The organism is Variovorax endophyticus, from assembly GCF_025376855.1.
In the GTDB taxonomy this organism is placed as follows: domain Bacteria; phylum Pseudomonadota; class Gammaproteobacteria; order Burkholderiales; family Burkholderiaceae_C; genus Variovorax.
The window spans coordinates 82,782-100,450 of the sequence record NZ_JAHUTH010000019.1 but is presented as its reverse complement, the minus strand read 5'-3'; the positions used below and the strand labels follow the sequence as shown (position 1 = coordinate 100,450).

The 17,669-nt window shown below is 70.8% G+C and carries 13 protein-coding genes; 9 read left to right on the top strand and 4 right to left on the bottom strand.

Features of this window, described 5'->3' with window-relative positions; all coding sequences use genetic code 11:
* The first annotated feature begins 24 nt into the window (after positions 1-24).
* The 4 genes from KV106_RS23750 (at position 25) to KV106_RS23735 (ending at position 5,752) form a co-directional block, all read left to right on the top strand.
* Complete coding sequence (locus tag KV106_RS23750) at positions 25-1,545, top strand: tripartite tricarboxylate transporter permease (RefSeq protein ID WP_057596501.1); 1,521 nt, start codon at positions 25-27, stop codon at positions 1,543-1,545.
* 170 nt (positions 1,546-1,715) lie between these two features.
* Entirely contained in the window at positions 1,716-2,228 is a 513-nt protein-coding gene (locus KV106_RS23745) for a sigma-70 family RNA polymerase sigma factor (protein ID WP_261212752.1), read from the top strand.
* Positions 2,225-3,196: a FecR domain-containing protein gene (locus KV106_RS23740; RefSeq protein WP_261212750.1), complete on the top strand. Its 972-nt coding sequence runs from the start codon at positions 2,225-2,227 to the stop codon at positions 3,194-3,196. Before KV106_RS23745 ends, KV106_RS23740 begins: the two co-directional genes overlap by 4 nt.
* 126 nt (positions 3,197-3,322) lie before the next feature.
* Positions 3,323-5,752, top strand: a complete 2,430-nt coding sequence (locus KV106_RS23735) for a TonB-dependent receptor (protein ID WP_261212748.1) — start codon at positions 3,323-3,325, stop codon at positions 5,750-5,752.
* A gap of 145 nt (positions 5,753-5,897) precedes the next feature.
* Here KV106_RS23735 and KV106_RS23730 read toward each other — a convergent pair whose 3' ends face one another.
* Genes KV106_RS23730 through KV106_RS23715 form a run of 4 tightly spaced genes read right to left on the bottom strand, consistent with a single transcriptional unit; the run spans position 5,898 to position 12,591 of the window.
* The gene (locus KV106_RS23730; protein ID WP_261212746.1) at positions 5,898-9,005 is read right to left on the bottom strand and encodes an efflux RND transporter permease subunit; all 3,108 of its coding nucleotides are present in this window, start codon (positions 9,003-9,005) and stop codon (positions 5,898-5,900) included.
* Positions 9,006-9,026: 21 nt separating this feature from the next.
* Positions 9,027-10,235, bottom strand: a complete 1,209-nt coding sequence (locus KV106_RS23725) for an efflux RND transporter periplasmic adaptor subunit (protein ID WP_261212745.1) — start codon at positions 10,233-10,235, stop codon at positions 9,027-9,029.
* Positions 10,232-11,830, bottom strand: coding sequence for an efflux transporter outer membrane subunit (locus tag KV106_RS23720; RefSeq protein ID WP_261212744.1), 1,599 nt, complete (start codon positions 11,828-11,830; stop codon positions 10,232-10,234). The genes KV106_RS23725 and KV106_RS23720 overlap by 4 nt, the downstream gene beginning before the upstream one ends.
* Positions 11,827-12,591 (bottom strand): CerR family C-terminal domain-containing protein, encoded by a 765-nt coding sequence (locus tag KV106_RS23715; protein WP_261212743.1) that lies wholly within the window; start codon positions 12,589-12,591, stop codon positions 11,827-11,829. The genes KV106_RS23720 and KV106_RS23715 overlap by 4 nt, the downstream gene beginning before the upstream one ends.
* A gap of 302 nt (positions 12,592-12,893) precedes the next feature.
* On the opposite strand from KV106_RS23715, the gene KV106_RS23710 reads away from it, so the two are divergent.
* From KV106_RS23710 to KV106_RS23690, 5 genes are all read left to right on the top strand, one after another.
* On the top strand, positions 12,894-14,420 hold the full coding sequence (locus KV106_RS23710; RefSeq protein WP_057594311.1) for a sigma-54 interaction domain-containing protein: 1,527 nt from the start codon (positions 12,894-12,896) through the stop codon (positions 14,418-14,420).
* Positions 14,421-14,460: 40 nt separating this feature from the next.
* Positions 14,461-15,570 carry a DUF4272 domain-containing protein gene (locus tag KV106_RS23705; RefSeq protein WP_261212742.1) on the top strand — a complete coding sequence of 370 codons (1,110 nt, stop codon included), beginning with the start codon at positions 14,461-14,463 and terminating at the stop codon, positions 15,568-15,570.
* A 49-nt stretch (positions 15,571-15,619) separates the two neighbouring features.
* Positions 15,620-15,952 (top strand): hypothetical protein, encoded by a 333-nt coding sequence (locus tag KV106_RS23700; protein ID WP_057594309.1) that lies wholly within the window; start codon positions 15,620-15,622, stop codon positions 15,950-15,952.
* On the top strand, positions 15,949-16,224 hold the full coding sequence (locus tag KV106_RS23695; protein WP_261212741.1) for a hypothetical protein: 276 nt from the start codon (positions 15,949-15,951) through the stop codon (positions 16,222-16,224). Before KV106_RS23700 ends, KV106_RS23695 begins: the two co-directional genes overlap by 4 nt.
* A 144-nt stretch (positions 16,225-16,368) precedes the next feature.
* Complete coding sequence (locus KV106_RS23690; RefSeq protein ID WP_057594307.1) at positions 16,369-17,556, top strand: substrate-binding domain-containing protein; 1,188 nt, start codon at positions 16,369-16,371, stop codon at positions 17,554-17,556.
* Positions 17,557-17,669: the final 113 nt, after the last annotated feature.

Genomic DNA, 17,669 nt, shown 5'->3' with positions numbered 1-17,669 from the left:
GGGCGGCCCAGCGGGAGGCCTGACATGGACATCTTCAACGCACTCCTGGCCGGCTTCGCGGCCGCGATCACCCCGATCAACCTGCTGTGGTGCCTCATTGGTTGCGCCCTGGGCACGGCCGTCGGCGTGCTGCCCGGCATCGGCCCCGCGGTGGCGGTGGCGATGCTGCTGCCGATCACCGGCAAGGTCGATATCACGGCCTCGATGATCTTCTTCTCGGGTATCTACTACGGCGCCATGTACGGCGGCTCGACCACCTCGATCCTGCTCAACACGCCCGGCGAAACCGCCAGCATGGTGACGGCGATGGAGGGCAACAAGATGGCCAAGAGCGGCCGCGCGGGCGCGGCGCTCGCCACCGCGGCCATCGGCTCCTTCGTGGCCGGCACCATCGCCACCGTGGTCGTCACGCTGTTCGCGCCCTTCGTGGCCGACTACGCGGTGCGGCTCGCGGCGCCCGAGTACTTCCTGCTGATGCTGCTGGCCTTCACCACCGTGAGCGCGGTGCTCGGCAAGAGCACGCTGCGCGGCATGACGGCGCTGTTCGCGGGCCTGGCGATCGGCTGCGTCGGCCTCGACCAGATCTCGGGCCAGGGCCGCTACACCGGCGACATGCCCGAGCTGCTCGACGGCATCGAGATCGTGCTGGTGGCCGTGGGCCTGTTCGCGGTGGCCGAGGTGCTCTACGCGGTGCTCTACGAAGGCCGCGTGGTCGAGGGGCAGAACAAGCTGACCCGGGTGCACATGACCGGACGCGACTGGAAGCGCTCGATCCCGGCCTGGCTGCGCGGCGCGGCCATCGGCACGCCCTTCGGCTGCATCCCGGCCGGCGGCACCGAGATCCCGACCTTCCTGAGCTACGCCGCCGAGAAGAAGCTCGCGAAGGACGAGGAGGCGAAGAAGGAGTTCGGCACCGTCGGCGCGATCGAGGGCGTGGCCGGTCCCGAGGCCGCGAACAACGCCACCGTGACCGCGGCGCTGATCCCGCTGCTCACGCTCGGCATCCCGACCTCGAACACCACGGCCATCATGCTGGGTGCGTTCCAGAACTACGGCATCCAGCCGGGCCCGCAGCTGTTCACCACTTCAGCCGCGCTGGTCTGGGCGCTGATCGCCTCGCTCTACATCGGCAACCTCATGCTGCTGGTGCTGAACCTGCCGATGGTGGGCCTGTGGGTCAAGCTGCTCAAGATCCCGAAGCCGCAGCTCTATGCCGGCATCCTGATCTTCGCGACCGTCGGTGCCTACGGCATGCGCCAGAACACCTTCGACCTGTTCCTGCTCTATGCCATCGGCCTGCTGGGCGTGGTGATGCGGCGCTTCGACTTCCCGACCGCACCGGTGGTGGTCGGCATGATCCTGGGCCCGCTCGCCGAGGCCAACCTGCGCAACGCCATCGCGATGGGGCAGGGCAGCCCGGTGGTGTTCTTCCAGCGGCCCGAATCGATCGTGATCATCGTCGTGATCCTCGCCGTGTTGGTGCTGCCGCGCGTGGCCAAGCGCATGAGCGAGAAGAAGCTGGCGCGGCTGGCGGCCTCGGGCTGAGGCCGGTCTTTCTTCGACAAAGCGCCGCGGGCAGTGATGCCCGCGGCGTTTTTTCTTTGGGTTGCCGCCCTGTGCGCGAACGCGAACGGTTTCAGAGGTCGGTCAAATTCCATAAAATGAGAACCATTCTTATTCGTTGATGGGTGCCCGGCACTCGTTGGAGGAGTGCCATGGCCGCGGCCGAATCCGCCTTGCAGCAGGAAATCCGAAGCTTGTACAGCGACCATCACGGCTGGCTGCAGGGCTGGCTGCGCCGTCGCCTGGGCAATGCCTTCGATGCCGCGGACCTCGCGCACGACGTCTTCATCCGCCTGCTGGCGCGCAGGGAACCGGTCGCGATGAAGGAGCCGCGCGCCTACCTGTCGTCGGTGGCGCGCGGCCTGGTGATCGACCACTGGCGCCGCCGCGAGCTCGAGCAGGCCTGGCTCGAAACGCTGGCGCAAATGCCCGAGGCGACCGCGCCCTCGCCCGAGCAGCGCCTGCTGATCCTCGAGGCGCTGGTCGAGATCGACCGCATGCTCGACACGCTCAAGCCCGCCGTGCGCAGCGCCTTCCTGCTGGCCCAGTTCGACGGCCTGAGCTGCCGCGAGATCGGCGAGCGGCTGGGTGTCTCGCTCGCCACGGCCGAGCGCTACGTGGCGAAGGCGCTGCGGGCCTGCTACGCCTTTCGCTTCGAAGCATGAGCGTTGTTCTGCCCGACAGCGTGATCGACGCCGCCATCCTGTGGTCGGTGCGGCTGGCCCATGGCGAACCCACCCCGAAGATGCGGCGCGCGCACGCGCAATGGCTGGCGGCCGATCCGCGCCATGCGCAGGCCTGGCAGCGCGTCGGCGACCTGCGGCGCGGCTTTGCCGGCATGCCGGCGGGCCCCGCGCGCGACACCCTGCAGGCCGCGCAGCTGCACCGGCAGCAGCGCGGCCGCCGTGCCGCGCTCAAGCTGCTGTCGCTGGCCGGCGTGGCGCTGGGCGCGGGCTGGCTGCTGCGCGAGCACGCGCCCTGGCAGCGCCTGCTGGCCGATGCCAGCACCGGCACCGGCGAGCAGCGCACCCTGCGGCTGGCCGACGGCACGACGCTGGTGCTCAACACCGACAGCGCGGTCAGCACCGACCTGAACGGCGAGCGCCGCCTCGTGGTGCTGCGGCGCGGCGAGATCATGGTCAACACCGGCGACGATGCCGGCGCCGCCGCGAAGCGCCCATTCTGGGTCTACACGCCGTTCGGCCGCATGCAGGCGCTGGGCACGCGCTTCGTGGTGCGCATCGACGAACGGCGCGCGCGCGTCAGCGTGCAGCAGGGCGCGGTGGCGCTGCATCCGGGCGACGGTCCCGCCGAGGCCGTGGTGCAGGCGGGCCAGAGCCGCTGGCTCGCCGAATCGGGCAGCTCGCCGGCCGCCAGCCTCGGCTTCGACGAGGACGGCTGGGTCGACGGCGTGATCGCCGGCCGGAACATCCGCATGGCCGACCTGCTGGCCGAGCTCGGCCGCTACCGCCATGGCGTGGTGCTGTGCGATCCGGCCGTGGCCGAGCTGCGCGTCTCGGGCGTGTTCCATGTGCGCGACAGCGATCGCGCGCTGCAGTTCCTCGCGCAGACGCAGCCGATCTCGGTGCGGCTGCGCACGCGCTACTGGGTCTCGGTCGGCCCGCCGGCCTGAACGGGCCTTTCAGAAAAATTTCGAGGACGGCGCGAAAAAACTGAGGGGATCGCGTTTCTCGTCCGACCTCCTGGATGAACCCGCTCGGCGACGAGCGCCTTCCATCCTTCGAGCCTGTCCAGACCCATGAGCTTTTCCCGATTCCGCGCCGCCGGCGCGCCGACCTTCGCGCTGCACACGGCGCTGCATGCCGCGCTGGCCCTGGCCGTGTTCGCCGCCGCCGCGCTGCCCGAGGCGGCGCGCGCGCAGGCGCCCGACGAGATCCGCAGCTTCAGCGTGCCCGCCGGCCCGCTCGATGCCGCGCTCGACCGCTTCGCGCGCAGCGCGGGCGTCAACCTCAGCTACGACCCGGCGCTGGTCGCGGGCGCCGTCACGCGCGGGCTCGAGGGCCGCCACGGCATCGCGAGCGGCCTGGCCGCGCTGCTGGCCGGCAGCGCGCTCGAGGCCGTGCCGCGCCAGGGCGGCGGCTTCTCGCTGCGCCGCGTGGAGACGCGCGCGCCCGTGGTCCCAGGCGCCGGCGGCGCGGCGCTGGCGCCGGTGACGGTCACGGCCGCCGGCCCCGCGGCCGACGTGCTCGCGGCGCCGTACGCGGGCGGGCAGGTCGCGCGTGGCGGCCGGCTCGGCATGCTGGGCACGGCCGACATCTTCGAGACGCCGTTCAGCACCAAGGCCTACACGGCCGAGCTGATCCGCAACCAGGGCGCGCGCAACGTCAACGACATGGTGGCCAACGATCCCTCGATCCGCACCAGCCTGTCGGCCACCTCGCCGCTCGACCAGAGCTCGATCCGCGGCTTCCTCACCAACAGCGACGCCTACCTGTTCGACGGCCTCGAGGGCCTGTTCGCGTACAGCAACATCCCGATCCAGCACTACGAGCGCCTCGAGGTGCTCAAGGGGCCCGCGGCCGGGCTGGTCGGTGCCTCGGGCTACGGCAGCACCACCGGCGGCAGCTTCAACCTGGTGCCCAAGCGCGCCACCGACACGCCGGTGCGCTCGATCACGCTGTCGGCCAACCAGCGCTCGCTGCTCGGCACCCATGTCGACCTGGGCCAGCGCTTCGGCGCCGACCACCAGTTCGGCGCGCGCATCAACCTCAGTGCCGAGGACGGCCGGGTCTACGACGGCGCCGACCGGCGCCTGGCCGCGGCGCAGATCGCGCTCGACTACCGCGGCGACCGCTTCCGTGCCGTGCTCGATGCCGGCTACACGCAGCGCACCTCGTCGCCGCTGTTCAACCACTGGCTGCTGCAGGCCGGTGCCGCGCTGCCGCCGCCGCCCGATCCCAAGGTGCATCCCAAGCCCTCGTGGGAGATGCTCGAGGTGCGCCAGCCCTTCGCGCTGCTGAGCACCGAGTGGGACTTCGCGGACAACTGGACCGCCTATGCGCGCTTCGGCAAGCTGCGCGAGACCGCGCCCGAGCGCCGCTACATCGACCAGACCACCATCAACGGCCTGGGCCAGGTCAGCTACAGCAGCGCCTCGAGCCTGTTGTGGACGCAGTCCAACCAGGTGGCCGACGTCGGCGTGCGCGGCAGCTTCTCGCTCGGGGCGACCAAGCACAAGCTCGCGCTCAGCGCCGTGTCGCAGCGCCAGCAGCTGCTCGACATGCGTTCGCAGTCGCTGCCGCTGCCCCAGCGCGTGGTCGGCAGCATCTACACGCCGAACCTGGTGCCGAATCCCTTCGCCTTCGGCGTGCCGGTGGTGCAGGGCGTCGACAGCCCGGCGCTCGACCTCGACAGCCTCGCCGTAGCCGACACGATCTCGGCCTTCGACGATCGCCTGTTCGTCACGCTGGGCGCGCGCCACCAGCGCATCAGGAAGCTGCCCTACGACCAGTCGAAGACCACGCCCACGGTGGCCGCGCTCTACAAGTTCGACAACGGCATCTCGGTCTACGGCAACTACGCCGAATCGCTGGCCCAGGGCGCGGTGGCGCCGGCCGGCGCGCGCAACGCGGGCGAGCAGCTCGCGCCCTATCTGTCGCGCCAGCACGAGTTCGGCCTCAAGTGGGACCGCGGCAGCCACGGCCTCACCGTCGCGTACTTCGACATCCGCAAGGCCACGGCCTTCGTCGACAGCGACAACTTCTTCCGCGCCGCCGGCCTGCAGCGCAACAAGGGCGTGGAGATCGAGAGCTTCGGCGAGATCGGCAAGGGCCTGCGCCTGCTGGGCGGCGTGGCGTGGATCGATGCGCGCATGTCGAAGACCGCGGGCGGCGCGAGCGACGGGAAGAAGGCCATCGGCGTGCCCGAGTTCACCGCCAATCTCGGCCTGGAGTACGACGTGCCCGCCGTGCCCGGCCTCACGCTGACCGGCCGCTACATCTACACCGACAGCGCCTGGGTCGACCTCGCGAACACGCAGCGCGTGCCCTCGTGGAAGCGCATCGACATCGGCGCGCGCTACGCCACGCGCGTGAACGGCGTGGCCACCACCCTGCGCGCCGGCATCTCGAACCTGCTCGACGACAACTACTGGACCATCGCGGGGCGCAACTTCATCTCGGTGGCGCCGCCGCGGACCTGGCAGGTGCAGGCGAGCTTCGACTTCTGAGGGCGTTGGAGTTCTTCAATTCGGGTATCCGGACGCGAAGGACGCGAAGATCACGCGAAGGGCGCGAAAGAACACCCAAAGCATTTCTGGATTTCTTTCGCGCCCTTCGCGGAACCTTCGCGTCCTCTGCGTCCGGTTCCCGTATTCAGTGCTGCTGAACTTTCAGGTCGTCGTCGATGTGCGGATCCGGCGGCTGCCCGCGCAGCCTGCGCACCGTGCGCCGGATCCAGTGCTCGATGTCGTCGACGTAGGTGAACACGGCCGGCACCACCAGCAGGCTCAGCACCGTCGAGGTGATCAGCCCGCCGATCACCGCCATCGCCATCGGCGAGCGGAAGCTCGAGTCGGCGGCGCTCCAGCCGAAGGCGATCGGCGCCATGCCGGCGCCCATGGCCAGGGTGGTCATGATGATCGGCCGCGCGCGCTTGTGGCAGGCATCGAGCAGCGCCTCCCAGCGGTTCATGCCGTGGTCGCGGCGCGCCACGATCGCGTACTCCACCAGCAGGATCGAGTTCTTGGTCGCGATGCCCATCAGCATGATCAGGCCGATCAGCGAGGGCATCGACAGCGCCTTCTGCCCCAGCAGCAGGCCGACGAAGGCGCCGCCCAGCGCGAGCGGCAGCGCGCACAGGATGGTCACCGGGTGCAGGAAGTCCTTGAACAGCAGCACCAGCACGATGTAGATGCACAGCACGCCGGTCAGCATCGCCAGGCCGAAGCTGTTGAACAGCTCGGTCATCACCTCGGCGTCGCCGACCTCGGTCACGCGCACGCCCGGCGGCAGGTTGCGGATCGAGGGCAGGGCCATCGCGGCGTTCTTGGCGTCGCCCAGGCCGACCGAGGAGAGCTCGATCTCGAAGTTGACGTTGCGCGAGCGGTCGTAGCGGTCGATCACGGCCGGGCCGCCCTCGACCGTGAGCTGCGCCACCTGGCCCAGCATCACCGGGCCGCGGCTGCCGGGCACGGTCAGGCGCTCGAGCAGCGCCAGGTCCTGCCGCGCGCTGTCCTCGAGCTTCACCAGGATCGGCACCTGGCGCTGCGCGAGGTTGAGCTTGGGCAGTGACTGGTCGTAGTCGCCCAGGGTGGCCACGCGCAGCGTCTCGGCGATGGCGCTGCTGGTCACGCCCAGGTCGGCGGCGCGCGCGAAGTCGGGGCGCACGGCGATCTCGGGCCGGATCAGGCTCGCGGTCGAGGTGATGTTGCCCAGGCCGGGGATGGTGCGCAGGTCGCGCTCCACGTCGCGCGCGGCGCTCACCAGCGTGGCCGGGTCGTCGCCCGACAACGAGAGGATGTACTTCTCGCCCGAGCCGCCCAGGCCCACGGTGCTGCGCACGCCGGGCAGGGTCTCGAGGGCGCGGCGGATCTCGTTCTCGATCACCTGCTTGCGCGGCCGGTCGCCGCGCGGGTCGAGCTTCACCGTCAGCGTGGCCTTGCGCGTCTCGGGCGTGCCGAAGTTCGCGAACGGATCGCCGCCCGCGCTGCCGCCGCCCACGGTGGTGTAGACGCTGCGCACATGGCGGATCTTCATCAGCCGGTGGCGCGTCTCCTCGGCCGTGGCCTGCGTCTGCGCCAGCGTGGCGCCGGGCGCGAGCGAGAGGTAGACCTGGGTCTGCGAGTTGTCGTCGGGCGGGATGAAGCCGGTCTTCAGCAGCGGGATCATCGCCAGCGAGCCGAAGAAGAACAGCGTGGCCAGCACCATGGTCTTGAAGCGGTGCGTCATGCACCAGGTGACCCAGCGCATGTAGACCGACAGCCAGCGCGGCTCCTTCTCCTGGTCGACGATGGGCTTGAGCAGGTAGGCCGCCATCATCGGCGTGAGCACCCGCGCCACCACCAGCGAGGCGAACACCGCGAGCGAGGCGGTCCAGCCGAACTGCTTGAAGAACTTGCCGGCCACGCCGCTCATGAAGGCCGTGGGCAGGAACACCGCGATCAGCGTGAAGGTGGTGGCGATCACCGCCAGCCCGATCTCGTCGGCCGCCTCCATCGCCGCGTCGTAGGGCGACTTGCCCATGCGCAGGTGGCGCACGATGTTCTCGACCTCCACGATCGCGTCGTCGACCAGGATGCCGATCACCAGCGACAGCGCCAAGAGCGACACCACGTTGATCGAGAAGCCCAGCAGGTGCATGCCGATGAAGGCCGGGATGGCCGACATCGGCAGCGCCACGGCCGAGACGAAGGTGGCGCGCATGTCGCGCAGGAACAGCCACACCACCAGCACCGCGAGGATGGCGCCTTCGTACAGCAGGTGCAGCGAGCCGTCGTATTCCTCCTGCACCGGCTCCACGAAGTTGAAGGCCTCGGTGAGCTCGATGTCGGGGCGCTGGGCCTTGAGCTCGTCGAGCGCCTTGTGCACCAGCGCGCCCACCTCCACCTCGCTGGCGCCGCGGCTGCGCGCCACCTCGAAGCCCACCACCGGCTTGCCGTCGAGCAGCGCGGCCGCGCGCGGTTCGGCGATGGTGTCGCTGATGCGCGCCACCTGGTCCAGGCGCACGCGCCGGCCGTCCGACAGCGCGATCTGCATCGCGTTGAGCTGGTCGGCCGAGGTCACGGTGGCGAGCGTGCGCACCGGCTGCTCGCTGCCCGAGAGGTCGAAGCGGCCGCCCGCGCTCTCCACCTGCACCTGGCGCAGCTGGCGCGAGATGTCGGCGGCGGTGGCGCCGAGCGCCTGCAGCTTGTTGGGATCGATGTCCACGTGCACCTGGCGCGTGACGCCGCCCACGCGCGAGACCGCGCCCACGCCGGGCTGCGCCAGCAGCTTCTTGCTCACGTCGTTGTCGACGAACCACGACAGCGCCTCGGCGTCCATGTGGCTCGAGGCGATGGTGAAGGCCAGCACCGGCTGGGCCGCGAAGTCGAGCTTGGTGATGACCGGGTCGCGCACGTCGGCCGGCAGGTCGGCGCGCACCTTCTGCACCGCCGAGCGCACGTCGTCCACGGCCTCCTGCACCGGCTTCTCGAGCCGGAACTCGACGATCAGCGTGACCGCGCCGTCCTGCACCTTGGTCGTGATGTGCTTGAGGCCCTGCACGGTGGCGATCGAGTTCTCGATCTTGCGCGCGACGTCGTTCTCGAGCTGCGAGGGCGCGGCGCCCGGCAGCGAGGCCGAGACGGTGACGGTCGGCAGGTCGATGTCGGGGAAGTTCTGCACCTTCATCGCGTTGAAGGACAAAAGCCCGCCGAAGGTGAGCAGCACGAACAGCATCACCGCCGCGATGGGGTTGCGGATGGACCAGGCGGAAACGTTCATGGCGGTTTCTCCGGGGCTGGCTTACTTGCCGTTGCCGGCGGACGGCGCGGCCGGTGCCGATGCGGCGGCGGCCGGGGCGGTCGCCGCGGCATCGACCACCTTCACCAGGTCGCCGTCGTTGAGGAAGCCCGCGCCCTGGACCACCATGCGTGCGCCCTGCGGCAGCGCGCTCGTGATCTCCACGCGGTCGCCGACGCGGCGGCCGGTCTGCACCTTGAGCTGCGAGACGCGGTTGTCGTCCTTCAGCAGGAACAGGTTGTTGAAGCCGTCGCGCGGCACGATCGCGCTCTGCGGCACCGTGGGCGCGCTGCTGCGGCCCAGCTCGAAGTCGCCGCGCGCGAACATGCCGGCCTTGATGCCGGTGTTCTGCTGCACCGGTGGCAGGTCGACGTAGACCAGCGCCGCGCGCGTCTGCGGATCGACCGTGGGCGCGATGCTGCGCACCTTGCCCTGCACCTGCGCGCCGCTGGCGCCCACCACGAACACCGGCGTGCCGAGCGCGATGCGCGCGATCTCGGCCGAGGTGACCTCGGCGCGCCATTCGAGCCGGCCCTGGCGGATCAGCCGGAACAGCTCGGTGCCCGCGGCCACCACGCTGCCCACGGTGGCGCTGCGCGCGGAGATCACGCCGTCGTCGGGCGCCAGCACCTGCGTGTTGCGCCCGCGCACCTGCTGCGCCGCGAGCACCGCCTCGGCGGCCTCGACGCGCGCCTTCGCGGTCTGCTCGCTGGTCTGGTACTGGTTGATCTGCTGCTGGCTCAGCGCGCCCGTGGCCTGCAGGGTGCGTGCGCGCGCCGCGTTGCCTGCCGCGTCGGCCGCGGTGGCGCGGGCCTCGGCCAGCGAGGCCTTGGCCTGCGCGATGTCGGCCTGCACCGTCTCGGGCGAGAAGGTGGCGAGCACCTGGCCCTTCTTCACCGCGTCGCCGACGTTGACGCGCACCTCGGCCAGCCGCAGGCCGTTCGACTCGGAGCCCACGCTGGCCTCCTGCCAGGCCGCGACGTTGCCGTTGGCCGCGAGCGTCACCGCGAGCTCGGTGGCCTCGGGCTGGCCGATGGTGACCGTGAGCACGGGGCGCGACGCGGCGGCCTTGCCGTCCTTGGCGGGCGTTTGCTGGCCTTGCGGCGCCGGTGCGTCGGCGGGCTTGCCGCGGCCGAACAGGAACAGTGCCCCGGCGACGGCGGCGACGACGACCAGGACGACGATGAGGGTGGTGCGGGAGGGGCTTTTCATGGCGACGTCGCGACCTTGGCGGCCGGGGTGGAAGAGCGGTGGATAGTGAGGGTGCGGCCCGGCGTGGTGATGATGGTCACGGGGGGGCGCTTCGGCGCGGCTTCGGCGGCGGCTGCCGCGGTGCCCGGGCGGGTCCAGCCGCCGCCCATGGAGCGGTACAGCGCGACCCAGGCCTCGGCGCGCTCGCGTTGCAGCGAGACGCGCGCGGTCTGCGCGCTGAACAGCGTGCGGCGCGCATCCTCGAGCTCGAACAGGCTCGCCAGGCCGCTGTCGAAGCGCGCCTGCGTGGCATTGAACGAGGCCTGGTAGTTCTGCACCGCGGCGTCGGCGTCGCCGGTGCGCGCATCGGTGGCGTCGAGGTTGACCAGCGCCTCCTCGACCTCGCGCACCGCCTGGCGCACGTTGGCGCGGTAGAGCGAGACGGCTTCGGTGTAGCGCGCCTTGGCCGCGTCGGCATTGGCCGCGCGCGCGCCGCCGTCGAGCAGCGGCACGGTGAGCGCCACCGGGCCGACGGTCCAGGTCTCGATCGATTCGCGGAAGCCGCTGACGCGAAAGCCCGTGCGGCCGATGTTGCCGGAGATGGTGAGCCGGGGATAACGCTCGGCCTCGGCCGAGCCCACGTCGGCGCTGGCCGCGGCCACGCCGAGCTCGGCCGCGTAGACGTCGGGCCGCTGGGCGATGGCGTTGGCCGGCACGCTGTCGATGCGGCCCACGGCCGGCAGGGCGCGCTGCGCGGGTGCCGCGGCGAGCCGGGTCTCGAGCTCGGTCTCGGCGATGCCCGTGAGCGCCACCAGCGCCTTGCGCTGCACCGCGCACTGGGCGCGCTGCTGCGTCAGCCGGCCCGAGGCGTCGGAGGCGCTGGCGCGCGCGAGCGCGGCGTCGGCCGGCGCGGTGAAGCCGGCGCGCATCGACAGGTCGGTCAGGCGCGCGGTCTCGCCGCGCGAGCGGGTGTCGGATTCGGCCACGCGCAGCTGCTGCTGGCAGGCGCGCTCGGCGAAATAGGCGTTGGCGGTTTCGGCCGCGACCGAGACGCGTGCCTCGTGCCACTTGGCATCGGCGCTGCGCTCGCGCTGCACGGCCGCGTCGCGGTCGGCGCGCAGGCGGCCGAACAGGTCGATCTCCCACTTGGTCTGCAGGCCGGCCTGCAGCGTGGTGATGGGCGTGGTGGCCGAGGTGCTGCCCGAGCCCGAGCCGGCGCCGCCGCTGTTTCCCGATGGCGTGCCGCCCGTCAGCCCCGCGGTGCCCCGGCTCGCCGAACCGGTCGCATCGAGGCTGGGCAGCAGCGCGGCGCCGGCCTGCACGCGGGTCGAGCGCGCCTCGGCCAGCCGCGCCGCGGCGCTCGCCACGTTGGGGCTCGCGCCCTCGGCGGCCGCGATCAGGTCGACCAGCAGCGGATCGTCGAGCTGGCGCCACCATTCGGCCAACTGGGCGAGCGAGCCGCCGTGCGGCAACGGCGCATGCCATTGCGCGGGGGCGCTCGCGCCGACCGCGGCGGGCGGCCGGGTCAGGCCGCAACCGGCGAGGCCGGTGGCCAGGCCGAGCCCGAGGCCTGCCTTGAGGCAGAGGATGGCGATCGGTCGTGGAACTCGTCTCATGCTGTCTTTCTCCCGGAGCGGGATGGAGGGCGGGGCGCCTGCGCGCGCGCGGGCGGCACCGGTTCGGCGGCGCGGCGCCGCGCTTCGGCCTCGACCAGCGCCACCGCATAGCCGGCGAGGCGCCGGGCCCAGGTGTCGACGGCGCGCGGCGTGCGCAGCAGCGCGGGACGGATCGCCTCGATCACGTCCTGGCTCACGAACAGCTGCATCGCGAGGCCCGTGATCGCGAAGGTCAGCCGGTGGATGTCGTCGTCGGCGCGCGCCACGCCGAGATGGCGGCACAGCATCGCCGCGATCGCGCGGTGCGGGTCCTTGATGTCGCGCTCGAGCTCCTTGGCCCACAGGCTGGTGGGCTCGAGCATCTCGCGCATGTGCAGGTGGATGCACTGGCGCACCACCTCGCCCTGGTCGAAGGGCTCGACCATCTTGGCGAAGAAGATGCGCAGCGATTCCTCGAGCGACAGGCCGGGCGCGGCGTAGAGCGCCACGAAGTCGCCCGCGTTGCCGCCCATGGGCTCGCTGAAGGTGGCGGCGTAGAGGCCGGCCTTGTCGCCGAAGTAGTAGCTGATGGCCGAGATGTTGACCCCGGCCTCGCGCACGATCTCGCGCGTGGAGGTCTTGGCGAAGCCCTTCTGCGCGAACAGCCGCAGCGCGGTGTAGAGCAGCCGCTGGCGCGCCTCGGCGCCGTCGCTGCGGGGCGCGCGCGGGGCGGCGGCGGTCTTTTGCGCCGGCAGCGTCGAAGGAGGAGCCGTGGACTTCATGCGGGCGATTACACCATGCCGAAAATCAAACGATTGATTAACTTAGGCCCGACTGAGGCGATGCTGAAGGCCTCCTGAAGCAGGTGCGGCGCAGGCCGGTGGGCACACGGGAGCGGGACGGAGCGTTTTGGCGGGGCGCGTGGGTGGCGGGGGAGGGGCTCCATCGCTGCCTGGCGGCGGCACCCTGTTCTTGGTGTGGTTGTCGATCGCGGTGCCGGCTCGCGCGCCCGTGCATTCTGACCCGGCCGCGCCGGCCGGCGATGCCGGATTTGTTGCGGATTGATGCAGGCTACGATCCGCGCATGCCAGCCCCTACCGCCGCCGCGCCCTCCGCCCTGCCGCTCGATGCCGACGGCATCCTCGCGCTGGCCGCGCGCTCCATGTTCCACCTGTTCTCGCGCATGAGCCAGGGCATGTTCCTGGTCGACCGCAGCGGGCGCATCGTCTGGGTCAACGAAGGCTACCGGCGCTTCCTGCCCGCGCTGGGCTTCTCGTCGATCGACCAGTTCCTCGGCCACATGGTGGAGGACGTGATCCCCAACACCCAGATGCGCCGCGTGCTCGAGAGCGGCGAGCCGATCCTGATCGACCTGCTGACCAACAAGGCCGGCACCTTCGTCGTGAGCCGCATCCCGCTGCGCGAGGAGCGCGCCGACGGCGCGGGCGAGGTGATCGGCGCCATCGGCATCGTGCTGTTCGACCAGCCCGAGACCACGCTGCAGCCGCTGATCAGCAAGTTTGCGCTGCTGCAGCGCGACCTCGACGATGCGCGGCGCGAGCTCGCGAGCCAGCGCAACAACCCGCTCTACCAGCAGGCGGCCGAGGGCCAGCGGCGTTCCAAGTACACCTTCGCGAGCTTCATCGGCAGCAGCCCGGCCGCGGTCGAGGTCAAGCGCCATGCGCGCCGCGCGGCGCAGTCGGCGAGCCCGGTGCTGCTGCTCGGCGAGACCGGTACCGGCAAGGAGCTGCTCGCGCATGCGATCCATGCGGCTTCGGCGCGCGCCAGGGGCCAGTTCGTGAGCCTCAACATCGCGGCCGTGCCCGACACCCTGCTCGAGGCCGAGTTCTTCGGCGTCGCGCCGGGTGCCTTCACCGGCGCCGACAAGCGCGGGCGCGAGGGCAAGTTCAAGCTGGCCGACGGCGGCAGCCTGTTCCTCGACGAGATCGGCGACATGCCGCTGGGCCTGCAAGCCAAGCTGCTGCGCGCGCTGCAGGAGGGCGAGATCGAGCCGCTCGGTTCGAACAAGCTGATCCCGTTCGACGCGCGCGTGATCGCCGCCACCTCGCGCGACCTGCCCGAGCTGGTGCGCCGCGGCCAGTTCCGCGAGGACCTCTACTACCGCCTCAACGTGCTGCCGCTGCGCGTGCCGCCGCTGCGCGAACGGCGTTCCGACATCCCGGCGCTGGTCGAGGCGCTCGGCGAGGACATGGCGCTGCGCAGCGGCGAGGCCCCGCCCGAGCTCACGCCCGATGCGCTCGCGCTGCTGGCCGGCCAGCACTGGCGCGGCAACATCCGCGAGCTGCGCAACGTGCTCGAGCAGGTGACCATGCGCAGCGACTCGCAGCGCATCGACGCGGCGCAGCTCGAGCGCATCCTGCGCGAAGCCGGCCTCGAGCAGATCGCGCAGCCCGCCGCGCTGCGCGACGCCCACGATGCCGACGAGGAGGCCGCGCTGCTGCGGCCGCTCGCGCAGCAGGTGGCAGAACTCGAGCGCCGCGCGATCGGCGCGGCGCTGGCGGCGACCGGGGGCAACAAGCTCGCGACCTCGCGGTTGCTGGGCATCTCGCGCGCGACCTTGTACGAGCGCATGACGAACCAGGCGGATTGACCCGCGCGTCGAGCGCGGACCACGAAGGAGGAGAGCATCGATGAAGGGCTTGTTGACGCGATTGAAGGGGGCGCTGGGCCGGCCGGCGCCAGGCCGCGCCGAGGAGGCCGGGCGGGGCGAGCGGGTTCTGGTCAACGCCTACTGCACGCGCGCCGATGTACCGGCGCTCGAGTTTCCCCATGCCCTGCAGGGTCGCCGCGATCTTTCGGACCCCGAACTCGCGCCCCACCTGGCCGGTTTCGTCGGCTACGTGCTGAGTCGCGGCGACGGGACGATGTCGCGCAACCGCTATCACGTGATGCGTCATGTCCAGCGCGTGCGCCAGCACCTGAGCCTGTCGCTCGACGAGGGCTTGCTCGATGCGTTCTCGGACTGGGCCGTGCGCGCGAACGCGATCGTGTTCCTGCCCGACGGCAGCATCCGCGATCCCCGGGGGCGCATCCTCTTGTCGGTGGCGGGCGAGGAGCCCGATGGCGAAGCCGCGCTGCCCTATCCGGCCGAGGCCTGGGAACGCAAGGCGCGCACCGAGGCAGCGCTCGCGGCGCGGGGCATCGAGGTCCCGCGGCACCTGCCGCCGCTGGTCTGCGAGCCCGAGCTGCGGCTGCGCGCGCCGCAGGAGATCGCGGGCCGGGCCTTCGCGCTGCTGGCGGTATCGGCGCGGGCCGAGTCCCTCGCGAGCAAGGAGCCGCTGGCGCCAGAGGACCTGTTCGAGCGGCTGCCCTCCGCACGGGCGCACCTCACGCCGGCGGAGCAGGCTTTCCTCTCGGACCCCGAACCGCTGGCGTCCGATGTCGTCCAGTTCGGCTGGCGCTACGAGTGCCTGTATCTGCTCGAGTGGGCGATGGGCCTGGTCGATGCGCTGCCCTTTCCCGGCGCGATCTGCGACGTGCCGCTCGCCGCGCGCACGATGCTGGAAGCCCGCGACCTGCCGGGCGCGCTGCGTTCGCTGCGCATGCGCGGCGAAGGCGAAATCCTCGATGCGCTCGACCTGCACTACCGCCTGCACTGGCGCGTACGCCAGGCCGGGCTCCAGCAGGTCCCCGTGCCGCCGGAACTCGATGCGGGCGTGATCGCCGAGCGGCATCGCGCCTTGAACTGGCTGGTGCGCTTCGAGGACCGCGAGTGGGACGAGGTCGACACGCCCACCTGACAATGCGGCCTCCATCCGCCTCCGAACCTGCCTTCCACCAGAGCCTTCCATGAAGACACCGATCCGCTCCCTCGTCCTCGCCGCATCGTGCGCCTGTGCCGGCGCCGCCCTGGCCGCGCCGCCCTGTGCCGACGAGGCGGTCGCGCGCGCGAAGAAGCTCTTGGTGTTCCATTTCGGCGAGGACGATCGCATCCGCGTCGGCTCCGAGGTCAAGGAGCTGCCGCCACTGCGCAACCCCGCCAACAAGGCGCAGCAGTTCCGCGTGCTCGAGGTCTGGGGCTCGATCTACAAGGGCAACTACCGCATGCGCCTGATCTATCACGTGGCGGGCAAGGACTGCACGCTGATGGGCCAGGAAATCCTCGAGTACGCCAGCCTGTGAGCGTCCGCGCACTGCGTTCGACCTTCGGCCCCAACTGCCACTGGTGCGGCCTGCCGATGGACTTCGACGAACCGCATGGCCGGCCCGAATCGGCCACCATCGAGCACCTGGTCGACGCCACCCTGGGCGGCGTGCGCTCGCCCAGGCACCGGCGGCTGGCCCACGCGGCCTGCAACCATGCGCGCAACGAGTTCCGGCTGCAGGCCGAGCGGCAGTTCAGGCAGTGGATCGAGGAGCGCCGGGCCTCCGAGAAAACCCTGACTGAAAAATAGACAGTCGCCTGAAATTCAGACACGCCGACTGTTCTGAATTCAGCCGAATCGCGCCTTCCTCAAATGAGGAAACCTTTGTAATCAACGGTTTAGCGCATGGCACGAAGTGTGCAATATTCAGTCATCTTTATCAGGAGACAACGAATGAACCGTCGCCACCTCGTCGCCCTGGCCGCGCTCGCCGCCTGCGCCGCCGCCGCACCCGCCTGGGCCCAGTCCGGTGAGATCCGCATCGCCCACATCTACAGCAAGACCGGGGCGCTCGAGGCCTACGGCAAGCAGACGCAGACCGGCTTCATGATGGGCCTGAACTACGCCACCGAAGGCACGATGACCGTCGCGGGCAAGAAGCTGGTCGTGATCGAGAAGGACGACCAGGGCAAGCCCGACCTCGGCAAGTCGCTGCTGGCCGCGGCCTATTCCGACGACAAGGCCGCGCTGGCCGTCGGCCCGACCGCCTCGGGCGTGGCGCTGGCGATGCTGCCGGTGGCCGAGGAGTACAAGAAGATCCTGCTGGTCGAGCCCGCCGTGGCCGACTCGATCACCGGCGACAAGTGGAACAAGTACATCTTCCGCACCGGCCGCAATTCGAGCCAGGACGCGATCTCCAACGCGGTGGCCGTCGACAAGGCCGGCGTGACGGTCGCCACGCTGGCGCAGGACAACGCCTTCGGCCGCGACGGCGTGAAGGCCTTCGGTGCCGCGCTCAAGAAGGCCAAGCTGGTCCACGAGGAGTACCTGCCGCCCGCCACCACCGACTTCACGGCTGGCGCCCAGCGCCTGATCGACAAGCTCAAGGACCAGCCGGGCCGCAAGATCATCTGGATCGTCTGGGCCGGCGCGGGCAACCCGTTCAAGATCGTCGACCTCGACCTGAAGCGCTACGGCATCGAGATCGCCACCGGCGGCAACATCCTGCCGGCCATGGCGGCCTACAAGGCGCTGCCGGGCATGGAAGGCGCGGCCTACTACTACTTCGGCATTCCGAAGAACCCGGTGAACGAGGCGATGGTCGCGGCGCACTACAAGGAATTCAAGACGCCGCCGGACTTCTTCACGGCCGGCGGCTTCTCGGCCGCGATGGCGGTGGTGACGGCGCTCAAGAAGACCAACGGCGACACCAACACCAACAAGCTCATCAGCACCATGGAAGGCATGAGCTTCGACACACCCAAGGGCAAGATGACCTTCCGCAAGGAAGACCACCAGGCGATGCAGTCGATGTACCACTTCAAGATCAAGGTCGACCCGGCGTTCGCCTGGGGCGTGCCGGAGCTGGTGCACGAGATCAAGCCCGAAGAGATGGACATTCCCATCAAGAACAAGCGCTGAGTCCGGCGCTTCCCGCCACCTGAACGCGGCGCCGAGCGCCGCCCACCTTTTTCTTTCTCTTTCGCCCCGGATGGCCGCCGGGCGAAGCGCCAGCCTGCGTCCGCGCGGGCGGC

Bases quoted from the DNA above. Each gene is read 5' to 3' on its own strand.
- KV106_RS23750 (WP_057596501.1), top strand. From the start codon at position 25: ATGGACATCTTCAACGCACTCCTGGCCGGCTTCGCGGCCGCGATCACC.
- KV106_RS23745 (WP_261212752.1), top strand. From the start codon at position 1,716: ATGGCCGCGGCCGAATCCGCCTTGCAGCAGGAAATCCGAAGCTTGTAC.
- KV106_RS23740 (WP_261212750.1), top strand. From the start codon at position 2,225: ATGAGCGTTGTTCTGCCCGACAGCGTGATCGACGCCGCCATCCTGTGG.
- KV106_RS23735 (WP_261212748.1), top strand. From the start codon at position 3,323: ATGAGCTTTTCCCGATTCCGCGCCGCCGGCGCGCCGACCTTCGCGCTG.
- KV106_RS23730 (WP_261212746.1), bottom strand. From the start codon at position 9,005: ATGAACGTTTCCGCCTGGTCCATCCGCAACCCCATCGCGGCGGTGATG.
- KV106_RS23725 (WP_261212745.1), bottom strand. From the start codon at position 10,235: ATGAAAAGCCCCTCCCGCACCACCCTCATCGTCGTCCTGGTCGTCGTC.
- KV106_RS23720 (WP_261212744.1), bottom strand. From the start codon at position 11,830: ATGAGACGAGTTCCACGACCGATCGCCATCCTCTGCCTCAAGGCAGGC.
- KV106_RS23715 (WP_261212743.1), bottom strand. From the start codon at position 12,591: ATGAAGTCCACGGCTCCTCCTTCGACGCTGCCGGCGCAAAAGACCGCC.
- KV106_RS23710 (WP_057594311.1), top strand. From the start codon at position 12,894: ATGCCAGCCCCTACCGCCGCCGCGCCCTCCGCCCTGCCGCTCGATGCC.
- KV106_RS23705 (WP_261212742.1), top strand. From the start codon at position 14,461: ATGAAGGGCTTGTTGACGCGATTGAAGGGGGCGCTGGGCCGGCCGGCG.
- KV106_RS23700 (WP_057594309.1), top strand. From the start codon at position 15,620: ATGAAGACACCGATCCGCTCCCTCGTCCTCGCCGCATCGTGCGCCTGT.
- KV106_RS23690 (WP_057594307.1), top strand. From the start codon at position 16,369: ATGAACCGTCGCCACCTCGTCGCCCTGGCCGCGCTCGCCGCCTGCGCC.